The organism is Intrasporangium sp. (assembly GCF_051961875.1).
GTDB lineage: Bacteria > Actinomycetota > Actinomycetes > Actinomycetales > Dermatophilaceae > Intrasporangium_A.
Genome location: NZ_JBQCCV010000140.1, coordinates 1 through 13,393, shown reverse-complemented (window position 1 = coordinate 13,393; position 13,393 = coordinate 1). Strand labels below are relative to the sequence as shown.

Sequence of the window (13,393 nt, the reverse complement as noted above, 5' to 3'; positions counted from 1 at the left end):
ATCGCTGCAGACACCGACGTCAAGGAGGGCCCATGAGCAACCTCGCCGCCTGCCTCGCCGACACGGCCGATCGCCTGCCCGACAAGGCGGCCATCACCCTCGACCGGGCCTCGCTCACCTGGGGCCAGCTCCGCGCCGCCGCGGCCCGCCTGGCCGGCCAGGTTCGGGCGGCCGGCATCGAGCCGGGTGACCGCGTCGCGCTCATCCTGCCCAACGTCCCGGCCTACCCCGTCGCCTTCTACGGCTCGCTCGTGGCCGGCGCCGTGGTGGTGCCGCTCAACCCGCTGCTGAAGTCCGGCGAGATCGAGTACTTCTTCGAGGACTCGGGCGCGAAGCTCGCGTTCGTCTGGCCGGACTTCGCCGAGGAGGCCCAGAAGGCGTCGGCCCAGACCGGCACCCGGATCGTCGTCTGCGGTCCCGTCGGCCCCGCGGAGGGCCAGCTGGAGCCGGCCGGGCCACTCGAGCTCGTCACCGACCGCGCCGATGACGACACCGCGGTGATCCTCTACACGTCCGGTACGACCGGCAAGCCGAAGGGTGCCGAGCTCACGCACTTCAACCTGCGCCGCAACGCCGAGCGATCGGCCTTCGACATCATCGAGATGGTCGAGGACGACGTCATCATGGGCTGCCTGCCGCTCTTCCACGTCTTCGGGCTGACGTGCGCCCTCGATGCCGCGATGTTGGCCGGTGCCACCCTCACCCTCATCCCGCGCTTCGACGCCGGCACCGTGTTGGACGTCATCGGGCGCGACCGGGTGACGATCTTCGAAGGCGTCCCGACGATGTATGCCGCGATGCTGGGCCACCCGAGCGCCGCCTCGTCCGACACCTCGAGCCTGCGCACCTGCGTCTCGGGCGGCTCCGCCATGCCGGTCGAGGTCCTCCGCAGGTTCGAGGAGCAGTTCGGCTGCCGGGTCCTCGAGGGCTACGGCCTGTCGGAGACCTCCCCGGTCGCATCCTTCAACATGCTCGACCGCCCGTCGAAGCCCGGCACGATCGGCCGCGCCATCCCGGGCTGCGACATGCGCCTCGTCGACCTCGACGGCAACGAGTCGGCGCCGGGCGAGATCGGCGAGATCGCGATCCGGGGCGAGAACCTCATGAAGGGCTACTGGAACCGGCCCCAGGCGACCGCCGAGGCGATCCCGGACGGCTGGTTCCGCACCGGCGACCTCGCCACCGTCGACGAGGACGGCTACTACACCATCGTCGACCGGAAGAAGGACCTGATCATCCGCGGCGGGCTCAACGTGTACCCCCGCGAGGTCGAGGAGGTCCTCTACACGCATCCCGACGTGACCGAGGCCGCGGTGGTCGGGATCCCGGACGCGACCTTCGGCGAGGAGATCGGCGCCGCGGTCGCAGTCCGTCCCGGCTCTCAGGTCACCGACGACGAGCTGCGACAGTACGTCAAGGACCGGATCGCGGCCTACAAGTACCCCCGCCAGGTGTGGTTCCTCGACGAGCTGCCCAAGGGCCCCACCGGCAAGATCCTCCGCCGGGAGGTGCACGCCCCCGAGGAGGCCTGACTGCCGCCTCCCACGGTCCCCTGATCCTGCCGGGCGCGCCCCGAGCACGGCGCGCCGTGCGTTTTGGCGATCCCGGGGAGCATCGGCGACACTGGTTGTTGAGCTTGTGGTAGTGGGCCGTTGCTGTGCGCAGGGTGCAGGTGGCCAGATCTCGAGGGGTGCGCGTGCAGCTGAGAAGTCGGTCGAAGTCGGTGGCGGCAGGCCTGGCGGTCGTCGCCATGTTGGGCCTTTCCGCGTGCAACGCGACCGCCAACGCCGACAACAAGCCGTCGACCGGGTCCTCCGCCTCAGGGCCGACGACCAGCAGCACCCCGACACCGACCACGCCGACGGTCGACTGGGAGACGACCCCGAAGGACGCCGCGACGGCCGTCCCGGTCGACACCCGGGTCACCGCAAAGACCGAGCACGGTGAGCTCACGTCGGTCTCGATGACCTACAAGAGCAAGAAGGGCAACGTCATTCCCGCCGACGGCTGGCTCGAGTCGGGCGTCTGGACCGCCAAGGAGCTGCTCGAGCCCGGCGTGACCTACACCCTCACCATGAAGGCCAAGGACGAGGCCGGCGACGAGACGACCCGCGAGCAGACGTTCACCACGCAGGACCTCACCCTCGATGACCAGATCGCGGTCACCGTGACCCCGGGCGACGGTCAGGTCGTCGGCATCGGTATGCCGGTCATCGTCACCTTCGACCTGCCGGTCAAGGACCGGGCCGCCTTCGAGAAGAACATGAAGGTGACCTCGACGCCCGCGCAGGCCGGCTCGTGGTACTGGCTGTCGGACCGCGAGGTCCACTGGCGGCCCAAGGCGTACTGGCAGCCGGGCACCAAGGTCCACGTCGAGGCCAACCTCAACGGGGTCCCCGCCGGAAACGGCCGCTACGGCCAGTGGACCCGCACGTCCGACTTCACGGTCGGCCGCGCCGTCGTCGCCAAGGTCAACCTCAAGACCGACCAGATGAACGTCTTCATCAACGGCGCGCAGACCAAGACGATCCCGATCACCGGCGGCCGACCCGGCTTCGAGACGCGCTCGGGCTTCAAGGTCATCATGTCCAAGGTCACCAACATCGTCATGAAGGCCGAGACGATCGGCCTGAAGAAGAACGACCCGAACTGGTACGCGGACACCCCCGTCAAGTACGCCCTGCAGCTGACCCACTCCGGCGAGTTCCTCCACTCGGCGCCGTGGTCGGTCGCCTCGCAGGGACATGCGAACGTCAGCCACGGCTGCACGGGCATGAGCGACGCCAACGCCGCCTGGGTCTACCAGAACTTCAAGATCGGTGACGTCGTCGAGACGACGGGCACGAACAAGCCGATGACCATGGGCAACGGCTACTCCGACTGGAACCTGCCCTGGGCCAGCTACCAGAAGGGCTCGGCGCTCTGACCCGCTAGCCCGCGGCCCGCTCGGCCAGCTCAGCGGCAGTCTCCACGGCCGCACGCTGGACGGTCCTCGCCGTCTGCGGGCTCCGCCCGGCCAGGCCGCACGCCGGCGTCACGACGACGTCCGCGAGCGCGCTGAGCGGCATACCCACTGCGCGCCACGGGTCGGCGATCGCGTCGGCCACGTCCTGAGCGCGGCTGCGCGACCCGTCCGTGGGCACGGCACCCGCCACGAGGCGTATGCCGCTCTCCGCGGCGACCGCCAGCCCCTCCCACCCGCGCGGGCCAAGGAGCGTCACGTCGAGGCTGAGGCCGCTCGGCTCCGCCGAGCGCAGCAGCGGCAGCGGCGGGCGCGCCGCGCAGCAGTGGATGATGGTCTGCCCGTCGTGCGCGTCGAGCACGCTGCGGAGCGCGCCGAGGGCGTGCTGCGGGTCGACGGACGGTAGCCGGCCGAAGCCGGAGGCGGTGGGCAGGCGTCCCTCGAGCACCGCCGGGAGGGACGGCTCGTCGACCTGCAGGACGAGATCGGCACCGGGCACGAGGCGCCGGACGGCCGCGACGTGCTGTCGAACCCCTTCGGCGAGGGAGCCGGTGAGGTCTCGCGTCGCACCCTCGTCGACGACGGCACGCTCCCCACGGGGCAGCCAGACGCTCGCGGCGAGGGTCCACGGGCCCGTGACCTGCACCTTGAGCGGCCCCACGTAGCCGTCGAAGGCCTCGGCGAGCTCGTCGAGGTCCTCGCGCCACAGGGCTCCGGTCCGGCTCGCGTCCCGGCCGGGGCGGTCGACGAGGCGCCAGCCGATCGGCTGGAGGTCGACGGGCAGCTCGACGAGGAGGCCGGCGGTGCGACCGATCATGTCGGCGCCAGGGCCACGGTCGGGCAGCTCCGGCAGATAGGGCAGCTGGCCTTCGAGCAGCTCCCGGACGATCGCGAGGGTGTCGCGGATGGACGTGCCGGGCCAGGATCCGATGCCGGTCGCGATGGTCACCCGCGCACTCTAGCGACCCTCTGTCCACTCCTCGTCGCGAGCACAATCCCCATGATCCAGAGCACAACCCGTCTCATCGAGGGCACGACCCGTCTCATCGAGGGCATGCGCCATCGAGAGTGCAGTAGTCGGGATCGACAGTGCAGCTAGCCTGTCCGGTTGTGCGACGCCACGACTTCGCCGGTCCGCGAGACCTCCGGTCGATCCAGGAGATGTGTTCCCGGCTCTGGTCACCGACGAGCCGGTTCCACCCGGGACAGCTGGCCTGGAACCGGTACTACGCGCCGGTCGATGCCCTGCGGCCGCGTGACGGCGAGGCGATCTCGCTCTGGCGGGACGCGGACGAGCGGGTGGTCGGGTTCGGTTGGGCCGAGGCCGAGGACTGGCTCGAGCTGCAGGTCGACCCCGCGTGCCCCGAGGTGGCCGAGCAGGTCCTCGACTGGTTCGAGGAGTGGAGCGACGCGCCGACGCAGTCGGTGATGCTGATGGAGGGCGACCCTGCGGAGCAGGCTTGCCACGCGGCGGGGTACGCACCCGAGGAGCCGGGGGCACCGTTCTTCCGCCACCACCTCCTCGATCTCGAGGGCCCGCGCCTGGTGCCCACAGTCGAGGGGTACCAGTTCCGCCACGTCGAACCGGACGAGGCAGGTGCCCGCGCGGCGTGTCACGCCGCTGCCTGGTCCGACGTCGGAACCTCCGCAGTCACCGGAGACTCGTACCGGGCGCTCATGTCCGCCTGGCCCTACCGACCCGGGCTCGACTGCGTGGCCGTCGACGGAGACGGCCGGATGGTGGCGAGCGCGCTCGTCTGGCTGGACCCTGCCACCGGCGTCGGGCTCGTCGAGCCCGTCGGGTGCGTTCCCGAGCACCGCGGCCGAGGCCTGGCGGGGGCCGTCACGCTGGCAGCCCTGCACGCACTGGCCGGGGCCGGCGGCCGGACCGCCATGGTCACGCCACGGGGTGACGAGGCGTACCCGGGGCCGATGCGGCTCTACCGGTCGCTCGGGTTCCGGCCCGGCGCCCGGACCGTGACCTGGACCCGCTCCCTGGGCTGAGCGTCCGTCCCGCGGGTGCGGGGCGCAGCTGCACTCTCGACAGGAAGAAGTGCACCTCGATCGCGGGGATCGTGCCCTGGATCGTGCGGCCGGTGCTCTCGATCAGGCGAAGCGGGGGCGCAGGGTCGCGGCCAGGTCCTCCGGTGCGAGGTCGGTCATCGCCTCGTCGTGCAGCTTTTCGAAGTAGGTCACGTCGCTGCGGTACATCGGCTCGGCATTGCTGCGGCTCACGATCCGCAGCAGCAGCGAGTACCGCTCGCTCGGGCTCGGGCCGGCTCCGTAGAGCGCCCAGTTGAAGGAGGTCAGGTTGAGGTCGTGATAGGCGCCGAAGACCTGTGCCATGCCGGTGCCGAGGTTCTCGCAGTCCGCGGCGCTCAGCTCGTCGATCGCCCGGCAGCCGCGCACGACCGCCCACACCTCGTGGAAGCCGACGGGTGCGAACGGCGTGAGGAACGCGACCCGGCCCCGGCTGCCCAGCCAGCGCGGTCCGCCCTCCTCCATCTCGACGAGCTCCTCCCAGTAGGAGCGTCCCCCGCCCCACGCCTCGGAGCGCTCCGCGAGGACCCGCTGGAAGGTCGTGCCGACGTCGTCGTGGGCCGACTGCGCGTGCGGGTGCACGAGCGAGCTCCCGCTCGGCGGCAGGTAGTTCGCGTTGATCGACGACCACATCGGCCGGATCCGGTGGACGCCGCGGGTGTACTCGACGAAGGCGCCGAGCAGGTCGCTGACGAGCTCGGGCGTGAGGTCGGGAAGGTCGACGAAGTGGCGCTCGGTGTCGTACAGCCCCACCGAGGAGTACTCGGAGTAGGCCATGACGTTCGGCACGATCACCGCGCTGCCCCGCCGGATCCGGCCCTCGTCGGTGATCTCGGGCGGGAACGTGCCGGTCGCGCTCTCGATCCGGTCGGCGCAGAAGGGGCAGAACGACGGCTTGGCGGTCAGACCGGTGAGGTCGGGGCGCTCCGTCGGGGACAGCTTGGTGCCCGTCACGATCCGGGAGGTGCGCCCCGTCAGCGGGTCGATGCGGATGCTGAGCGGCACCTCGATCCGGTTGCTCGGGTTCGCCAGCTCGGGAACGTGCGCGGTGACGGTGTGCTCGACGAACTCGATCTCGGCCATGGCCTACAGGGTAGTGAGCCCTAGGGCGGCTCAGCCGGTCCGGTGACCGGAGGTCATCCGTCCCGGCCCGCGACCGCCGTCTCACGGTCCCGGTCGAGGCGAGACGCGGAGATCGTCGCGGAGCCGACGACCCGCGTGCCGTCGTAGAGCACGACCGACTGGCCCGGCGCCACGCCACGGATCCGCTCGTGCAGCCGCACCTCGACCCGGTCGCCGTCCGCCCACGCCTCGGCGGGGAACTCCTCGCCGTGGGCACGCACCTGTGCCCCCACCGAGACGAGCCCCTCCGGAGCCGGGCCGCACCACCGGGCGTGCTCGCCGGTGATCGCGTTGACGCCGAGCAGGTCGGCCGTGCCGACGACGACCTGGTTCGTCTCGGGCCGCACCTCGACGACATAGCGTGGCTGGCCGTCGGCCGCCGGGCGGCTCAGCCCCAGCCCGCGCCGCTGGCCGACGGTATAGGCGAAGGCCCCTTGGTGCTCGCCGACAACCGTCCCGTCCGGCTCGACGATCTCGCCCGGCTCCTCCCCCAGCGCGCGGCCCAGCCAGCCCCGGGTGTCGCCGTCCTGGATGAAGCAGATGTCGTGGCTGTCCGGCTTGCGCGCGACGTAGAAGCCTCGTGCCGCCGCCTCCTCTCGAACCTGCGGCTTCGGGGTGTCACCGAGGGGAAAGAACGCGCGGGCGAGCTGCTCGGTGTCGAGGACACCGAGCACGTAGGACTGGTCCTTGGCATGGTCGGTCGCCCGGTGCAGCTCGCGCCCTCCCCCCGGGCTCTCGACGATCCGCGCGTAGTGTCCGGTCGCGACCGCGTCGAACCCGAGCGCGAGCGCCTTGTCGAGGAGCGCGGCGAACTTGATCTTCTCGTTGCAGCGCAGGCAGGGGTTCGGGGTGCGCCCCGCGGCATACTCCGCGACGAAGTCGTCGACGACGTCGCGCCGGAACCGCTCGGCCATGTCCCAGACGTAGAACGGGATGCCGAGCCGGTCGGCGACGCGGCGGGCGTCGCCGGCGTCCTCGATCGTGCAGCACCCGCGGGCCGACTCGCGCAGCGTCGCGGCGCTCTGGGACAGGGCGAGGTGGACACCGACGACCTCGTGGCCGGCATCGAGCATCCGGGCGGCGGCGACGGCGGAGTCGACGCCGCCGCTCATCGCGGCAACGACCCTCATGACGCCGTGGCGACCCGCGCCCGGCGGGCCCTCTCGATCGCGGGAGGCAGGGCGCCGAGGAACGCGTCGACGTCGGCCCCCGTCGAGGTGTGTCCCAGCGTCAGTCGCAGCGCCCCACGGGCATCCGGTTCCGGGATGCCCATGGCGAGCAGCACGTGGCTCGGCTGCGGCACCCCGGCCTGGCAGGCCGAGCCGGTCGAGCACGAGACCCCGGCCGCATCAAGCAGGTAGAGCAGCGAGTCACCGTCGCACCCGGGCACGATGAGGTGGGCGTTGCCCGGGAGGCGGTGCGCCGTGTCGCCCGGCTCCCACCCACCGCCGACGCGGATCTCCGGGTCCAGCTCGCGGGCCCCCACGATGATCGCGTCGCGCAGGGCGGCGAGACGCCGCGCCTCGTCCGGCATCGTCGCGACGCTCTCCTCGACCGCCGCGGCGAAGCCGACGATGGCGGGCGCGTCGAGGGTGCCGGAGCGCAGCTGGCGCTCCTGGCCACCACCATGGGTCAGCGGCAGCAGGGTCGCGTCACGCCGCGCGACGAGCGCGCCGACGCCGATGGGGCCGCCGAGCTTGTGCCCGGTGAGCGACATCAGGTCGACACCGCTGGCCGCGAAGTCGACCGGGACGTGCCCGACCGCCTGGACCGCGTCGGTGTGCACGGGGATGCCGTGCGCGTGGGCGATCGCCGCGATCGCCGGAACGTCCTGGACCACGCCGACCGCGTTGTTGGCCCACATGACCGAGACGAGCGCGACCGCGTCGGGGTCGGACTCGATCGCTGCCCGCACCGTCTCGGGGTCGACGGCTCCCGCGCCCGTCGGCTCGAGCCAGGTGACCTCGGCCCCCTCGTGCACCAGGAGGTACTCGACGCTGTCGAGCACAGCGTGGTGCTCGGTTGCGCCGACGAGCAGCCGCACCCGCCTCGGGTCGGCCTCGCGCCGCGCCCGGTAGGTGCCCATGACGGCGAGGTTGTCGGCCTCGGTGCCGCCGGAGGTGAACACGACCTCCGAGGGGCGTGCGCCGATCGCCTTCGCGATGCGCTCGCGCGACTCCTCGACGACCCGTCGCGCGGCCCGCCCCGTGCGGTGGAGCGACGACGCGTTGCCGACGACGGCGAGCTGCTCGGTCATCGCGGCGAGCGCGGCAGGCAGCATCGGCGTGGTCGCCGCGTGGTCGAGGTAGGCAGTCACCCCCCGATTCTAGGCCGCGCGCCGGCCCGCTCCTCCGCCCGCTCAGCCCTCAGCCAGGTCGATGAGGGCGAGCCCGGGATCCGGGTGCGCGCGCTTGCGCAGCGTCGCCGGCGGCTCCTCGAGGACGACCTCGAGGGTCGGGAAGACATGGCCGGTCCCCCGAGGCGAGGACCACGACGTGGGTCGTGTGGCCGTTCTCCGTGTTGCCTGAAACTGCATCCCCCTCGCCTACCCGGCGTCCGGGGTGCCAACCAGCCTCGCTTGCGCCACCGACTTCACGGGTATGCCGCTCACATGGCTTTGCGTGGCTCCGTGGAGCAGGTGGGTGGTGCCACCAGCGAGCTCGAGGCCGACCTTCGGGCCGCGGTCGAGGGCGAGGTCCGCTTCGACGCGGGGAGTCGATCGGCCTACGCGACGGACAGCTCGAACTTCCGGCAGGTGCCGATCGGGGTGGTGGTGCCCCGCAGCATCGAGGCCGGCGTCGCCGCCCTCGCAGTCTGTCGCAGCCACGAGGCACCGGTGCTCTCGCGCGGGGGCGGGACGAGCCTGGCGGGGCAGTGCACGAACACGGCCGTCGTCGTCGACTGGTCGAAGTACTGTGGCAGCCTCCTGTCCGTCGAGCCCGAGCGGCGCACGTGTGTCGTCGAGCCGGGCATCGTCCTCGACGACCTCAACGACGCCCTGCGGCCCACCGGGCTGCGCTTCGGGCCGGAGCCCGCAACACACCGCAACTGCACCCTGGGCGGGATGATCGGCAACAACTCCTGCGGCGCGACGGCCCAGCGCACCGGCAAGACCGTCGACAACATCGCCCGGCTCGAGGTGCTCCTCTACGACGGCACCCGGTTCTGGTGCGGCGAGACGAGCGACACGGCATACCGGGAGATCGAACGCCACGGCGACCGGCGCGCCACGCTGTACCGGAACCTGCGCCGGATCATGGACGAGTTCGGCGACGACATCCGGCGGGAGTTCCCCAAGATCCCGCGGCGGGTCTCGGGCTACAACGTCGACTCCCTCCTGCCCGAGTACGGGTTCGACGTGGCCGGACTGATCGTGGGCAGCGAGTCGACGCTCGCGACCGTGCTGCGTGCCGAGCTCGAGCTCGTGCCGGTCATCCCCGCCCATGAGCTCGTCGTCCTCGCCTGGGACGACATTGCCGATGCCGCCGACCACGTGCCGCCGCTCGTCGAGCACGAGCCGACCCGGCTCGAGGGCTTCGACCACAAGCTCGTCCTCGACAACGAGCTGGCGGGCCTCAACGTCGACGTCCTCGGCAAGCTGCCGCACGGCCGCGCTTGGCTCATGGTCGAGTTCGGCGGGGACAGCGCGGCCGAGGCACACGACATGGCGGCGAAGGCCCTCCGTGCCGTGGGCCTCTCCCCCGACGACAACCGAGTCCGGGTCGTCACCGGCCACGACGCGGAGATGCTCTGGCGGGTCCGGGAGTCGGCCCTCGCCGCGACTGCGCGGGTCCCCGGCCACCGTGACAACCTCCCCGGCTGGGAGGACTCCGCGGTCGCCCCCGACCGCCTCGGCGACTACCTGCGCGACCTCGAGCGGCTGTGGGACCGGTTCGGCTACGCCGACCGGACCGGCCCGAGCGCCTACGGCCACTTCGGCCAGGGCTGCATCCACGCTCGGACGCCCTTCGACCTCACCAGTAGCGACGGCGTGCGCACCTATCGGCAGTTCATGGAGGCGGCGGCGGACCTCGTCGTGTCCTACGGCGGCTCGCTGTCGGGCGAGCACGGGGACGGGCAGAGCCGCGGCGAGCTGCTGCCCCGCATGTACGGCCCCCGCGTCATGGAGGCCTTCGCCCGGGTCAAGGCCGCCTTCGACCCCCAGGACCGGATGAGTCCCGGCAAGCTGGTGCGGCCCCTCCCCCTCGATGCCGACCTGCGGCTCGGAGCGGACTGGGGACCGCGCGACCCCGGCCGGCTCGGCTTCGCCTATCCGAAGGATGACGACTCATTCACCCGCGTCGCGACCCGCTGCGTCGGCTTCGGCAAGTGTCGCCAGCACGAGCCGCGCGGCGGGGTCATGTGCCCGTCGTACCAGGTGACGAGCGAGGAGGAGCACTCGACCCGGGGCCGCGCAAGGCTCATCTTCGAGATGCTCGACGGGCACGCGGACGGCTCGATCCGGGACGGGTGGCGCTCCACCGCCGTCCGGGACGCCCTCGACCTGTGCCTGGCCTGCAAGGGGTGCCGGAGCGACTGCCCGGCCGGCGTCGACATGGCGACCTACAAGGCGGAGTTCCTGTGGCACCACTACCGCCACCGCCTGCGCCCGCGTTCCGACTACACCCTGGGCTGGCTCCCCGTCATGGCGTATGTCGTCTCCGGCCTCCACCTGGCCCGCCCCCTCCGCGTCCTGACACGGCCCCGCCCGCTCTCGCGGCTCGCGACGAGGCTCGCCGGCGTCGCCGACCGTGAGCTGCCGGCCTTCGCGCCGATGACGCTGCAGGAGGCTTGGGCCCGCCACGACCGGGCTCACGGCGATGACCGGCCCCGGGGCCGGCGCGGCACCGTGCTGGTCTGGCCCGACACCTTCACCAACCACTTCGCCCCCCACATCGGCCGGGCCGCGGTCGAGGTGCTCGACGCCGCCGGCTGGGACGTGACGCTCCCGAGCCAGCCCGTCTGCTGCGGGCTGACCTGGATCTCCACCGGGCAGCTCGGCATGGCCAAGCGGATGCTGCGCCGCACGGCCCGGACGCTCGCCCCGCACCTTCGCGCCGGAGGCCTCGTCGTCGGGCTCGAGCCGAGCTGCACCGCGGTCTTCCGCAGCGACGCCCCCGACCTGCTCCCCCAGGACGCCGACGTCGCGCGACTCCGGGACCAGACGGTCACACTCGCCGAGCTGCTCCACGAGCACACGCCCGGCTGGCAGCCGCCCCGGCTGGAGCCCGACCGCCGCGTCCCGGCGCTCGCCCAGGTGCACTGCCACCAGCACGCCGTCCTCGGCTGGGATGCCGAGGCGGCCGTCCTCGACGGCATGGGGGTCGACCTCGAGACGATGGACAGCGGTTGCTGCGGGCTCGCCGGCAACTTCGGCTTCGAGCCGGGGCACGCCGACGTCAGCCGGGCCATCGCCGAGCAGGCACTCCTCCCGACGCTCGCCCGCTCCGGTCCGGAGACCCTCGTCCTCGCCGACGGCTTCAGCTGCCGCACGCAGATCCACGAGCTGGACCGCGGCGGGCACCGCGCGCACCACCTCGCGGAGGTGCTCGCGGAGGCACTGCCCCACTGACGCCGCACGCTCGGCATGGGTCCCTATGATCGGGCCATGAACCCCGACCCTTCCGTCGTGCGTGCCCCGGTGGTCCACCGTGGCGTCGGTGCCGTCGGGAGCATCGTGGTCGGCTACTTCGTCGCACGCCTCCTGCTCCACCTCACCTCGCTGCCCCCGGAGGTCACGTATGGCGTATGCCTGGCCGTCGCGCTCTATCTGGCCTACCGCGGGTGGCAGGCGCGGATCGACCTGACGCCCGAGACCGCCCGGGTCCACAACACGCTCGCGACGACGCGGGTGCACCGGCACGACATCCGACGGGTCCGCGAGGACGGCAGCATCGAGTGGCACCAGGGAGCGGCCCGGGCCACCCGGCTGCCGTCGGAGGCGCTCCGCTGCCCGTGGTGGGCGTTCGGCCACGGCTCACGCGACTACCGGCACAACCGGGAGCGGATCCGCAGCTGGCACCGCGTCGCCCGCTGAGCGGCATACCCCCTCGTCCTTCTCCCTGTATCCCCGCGAACGGCCCGTTCGAGGTCGAGCGGGCTGGTGGACCGACCGGTGCGGTCACGGACACCCCGTCCGGCATGGCAAGAGGCCGGTCCCGACGGGACCGGCCTCTTGCCTGCAACGGTGGGCGGATCAGCCCTTGGTGGCCTCCACGGCCTCGGTGGCCTGGGGCAGGACGTTGAAGAGGTCACCGACGACTCCGAAGTCGACGAGCTCGAAGATCGGCGCCTCGTTGTCCTTGTTGACGGCGATGATCGTCTTCGAGGTCTGCATGCCCGCCCGGTGCTGGATCGCGCCGGAGATGCCGCACGCGACGTAGAGCTGCGGGCTCACCTGCTTGCCGGTCTGGCCGACCTGCGAGGAGTGCGGGTACCAGCCGGCGTCGACCGCGGCGCGGGAGGCACCGACGGCGGCGCCGAGCGCGTCGGCAAAGGCCTCGACGGGGCTGAAGTCACCACCCGTACCGCGGCCACCGGAGACGACGATCGCCGCCTCGGTGAGCTCGGGACGGCCGGAGGCGGCCTTCGGCTTGGTGTCGGTGATCGTCGCACCCTTGGCCGCATCGGAGGGCGTGAAGTCGACGGCCTCGTCGGCGGCGGCCGCCGGCGCCTCCTCCGGGGTGGCCGAGTTCGGCTTCACGGTGATGATCGGCGTGCCCTGGGTGACGGTCGCCTCGACCGTGTAGGAGCCGGCGAAGACGGACTGGGTCGTCCTGACGCCACCGTCGGCGCCCTGGACGTCGACCGCATCCGTGATGAGTCCGGAGCCGGTCTTGATCGCGAGGCGAGCACCGATCTCCTTGCCCTCGGTGGAGGACGAGATGAGCACCGCCGCGGGCGACTTCTCCTCGACGAGCTTCGCGAGCAGCTCGGCCTGCGGCACGACGAGGTACTGGGTGGCCTCGGGGCCCTCCACGCGGTAGACCTTCTCGGCGCCGAACTTCGCGAGGGTGTCCTTCGCGGTGTCGAAGCCGGAGCCGACGAAGACGGCCGACGGCTCACCGAGGCGGCGCGCGATCGTCAGCAGCTCGGACGTCGTCTTGCGGACCGTGCCGTCGACGTGGTCGACGAGGACGAGAACTTCAGCCATGACGTGAATCTCCTTTGCTGGCCGGTCGATCAGATGAACTTGCGCGACGCGAGGAACTCGGCGAGCTTCTTGCCGCCATCGCCCTCGTCGGCGACGATCTCGCCCTGGGTGCGCGG

Annotated in this window: 11 protein-coding genes; 5 read left to right on the top strand and 6 right to left on the bottom strand. The window is 72.0% G+C overall.

The features are described 5' to 3' along the window. Positions 1–32: 32 nt before the first annotated feature. Both ACTHJJ_RS08375 and ACTHJJ_RS08370 read left to right on the top strand, forming a co-directional pair. Positions 33–1,532, top strand: a complete 1,500-nt coding sequence (locus ACTHJJ_RS08375) for a long-chain-fatty-acid--CoA ligase (RefSeq protein WP_440302484.1) — start codon at positions 33–35, stop codon at positions 1,530–1,532. 164 nt (positions 1,533–1,696) lie between these two features. Beyond that, positions 1,697–2,926 (top strand): L,D-transpeptidase, encoded by a 1,230-nt coding sequence (locus ACTHJJ_RS08370; RefSeq protein WP_440302483.1) that lies wholly within the window; start codon positions 1,697–1,699, stop codon positions 2,924–2,926. A 4-nt stretch (positions 2,927–2,930) separates the two neighbouring features. Here ACTHJJ_RS08370 and ACTHJJ_RS08365 read toward each other — a convergent pair whose 3' ends face one another. After that, entirely contained in the window at positions 2,931–3,911 is a 981-nt protein-coding gene (locus ACTHJJ_RS08365) for a methionine synthase (protein ID WP_440302482.1), read from the bottom strand. Positions 3,912–4,072: 161 nt separating this feature from the next. On the opposite strand from ACTHJJ_RS08365, the gene ACTHJJ_RS08360 reads away from it, so the two are divergent. Continuing rightward, positions 4,073–4,966 (top strand): GNAT family N-acetyltransferase, encoded by an 894-nt coding sequence (locus ACTHJJ_RS08360; RefSeq protein WP_440302481.1) that lies wholly within the window; start codon positions 4,073–4,075, stop codon positions 4,964–4,966. Between the two features lie 102 nt (positions 4,967–5,068). Here the strand turns inward: ACTHJJ_RS08360 and ACTHJJ_RS08355 are convergent, their stop codons facing one another. The 4 genes from ACTHJJ_RS08355 to ACTHJJ_RS08340 are packed head-to-tail and all read right to left on the bottom strand — an operon-like array spanning position 5,069 to position 8,660. After that, on the bottom strand, positions 5,069–6,085 hold the full coding sequence (locus tag ACTHJJ_RS08355) for a hypothetical protein (protein ID WP_440302480.1): 1,017 nt from the start codon (positions 6,083–6,085) through the stop codon (positions 5,069–5,071). 53 nt (positions 6,086–6,138) lie between these two features. Then, positions 6,139–7,254, bottom strand: a complete 1,116-nt coding sequence (gene mnmA, locus ACTHJJ_RS08350) for a tRNA 2-thiouridine(34) synthase MnmA (protein ID WP_440302479.1) — start codon at positions 7,252–7,254, stop codon at positions 6,139–6,141. Beyond that, positions 7,251–8,441, bottom strand: a complete 1,191-nt coding sequence (locus ACTHJJ_RS08345) for a cysteine desulfurase family protein (RefSeq protein ID WP_440302478.1) — start codon at positions 8,439–8,441, stop codon at positions 7,251–7,253. Before ACTHJJ_RS08345 ends, mnmA begins: the two co-directional genes overlap by 4 nt. A gap of 42 nt (positions 8,442–8,483) precedes the next feature. Next, positions 8,484–8,660, bottom strand: coding sequence for a hypothetical protein (locus ACTHJJ_RS08340; RefSeq protein WP_440302477.1), 177 nt, complete (start codon positions 8,658–8,660; stop codon positions 8,484–8,486). A 75-nt stretch (positions 8,661–8,735) separates the two neighbouring features. Here ACTHJJ_RS08340 and ACTHJJ_RS08335 point away from each other — a divergent pair, with 75 nt between their 5' ends. Next, positions 8,736–11,696, top strand: coding sequence for an FAD-binding and (Fe-S)-binding domain-containing protein (locus tag ACTHJJ_RS08335; RefSeq protein ID WP_440302476.1), 2,961 nt, complete (start codon positions 8,736–8,738; stop codon positions 11,694–11,696). 36 nt (positions 11,697–11,732) lie between these two features. Beyond that, on the top strand, positions 11,733–12,161 hold the full coding sequence (locus ACTHJJ_RS08330) for a hypothetical protein (RefSeq protein WP_440302475.1): 429 nt from the start codon (positions 11,733–11,735) through the stop codon (positions 12,159–12,161). Positions 12,162–12,320: 159 nt separating this feature from the next. On the opposite strand, the gene ACTHJJ_RS08325 is transcribed toward ACTHJJ_RS08330, so the two are convergent. Continuing rightward, complete coding sequence (locus tag ACTHJJ_RS08325) at positions 12,321–13,277, bottom strand: electron transfer flavoprotein subunit alpha/FixB family protein (RefSeq protein ID WP_440302474.1); 957 nt, start codon at positions 13,275–13,277, stop codon at positions 12,321–12,323. Positions 13,278–13,393 lie beyond the last annotated feature (116 nt).

What these genes read in the sequence shown, in the direction of transcription:
- ACTHJJ_RS08375 (WP_440302484.1), top strand. Translation starts at nt 33, where the DNA reads ATGAGCAACCTCGCCGCCTGCCTCGCCGACACGGCCGATCGCCTGCCC.
- ACTHJJ_RS08355 (WP_440302480.1), bottom strand. Translation starts at nt 6,085, where the DNA reads ATGGCCGAGATCGAGTTCGTCGAGCACACCGTCACCGCGCACGTTCCC.
- mnmA (WP_440302479.1), bottom strand. Translation starts at nt 7,254, where the DNA reads ATGAGGGTCGTTGCCGCGATGAGCGGCGGCGTCGACTCCGCCGTCGCC.
- ACTHJJ_RS08340 (WP_440302477.1), bottom strand. Translation starts at nt 8,660, where the DNA reads ATGCAGTTTCAGGCAACACGGAGAACGGCCACACGACCCACGTCGTGG.
- ACTHJJ_RS08335 (WP_440302476.1), top strand. Translation starts at nt 8,736, where the DNA reads ATGGCTTTGCGTGGCTCCGTGGAGCAGGTGGGTGGTGCCACCAGCGAG.
- ACTHJJ_RS08330 (WP_440302475.1), top strand. Translation starts at nt 11,733, where the DNA reads ATGAACCCCGACCCTTCCGTCGTGCGTGCCCCGGTGGTCCACCGTGGC.
- ACTHJJ_RS08325 (WP_440302474.1), bottom strand. Translation starts at nt 13,277, where the DNA reads ATGGCTGAAGTTCTCGTCCTCGTCGACCACGTCGACGGCACGGTCCGC.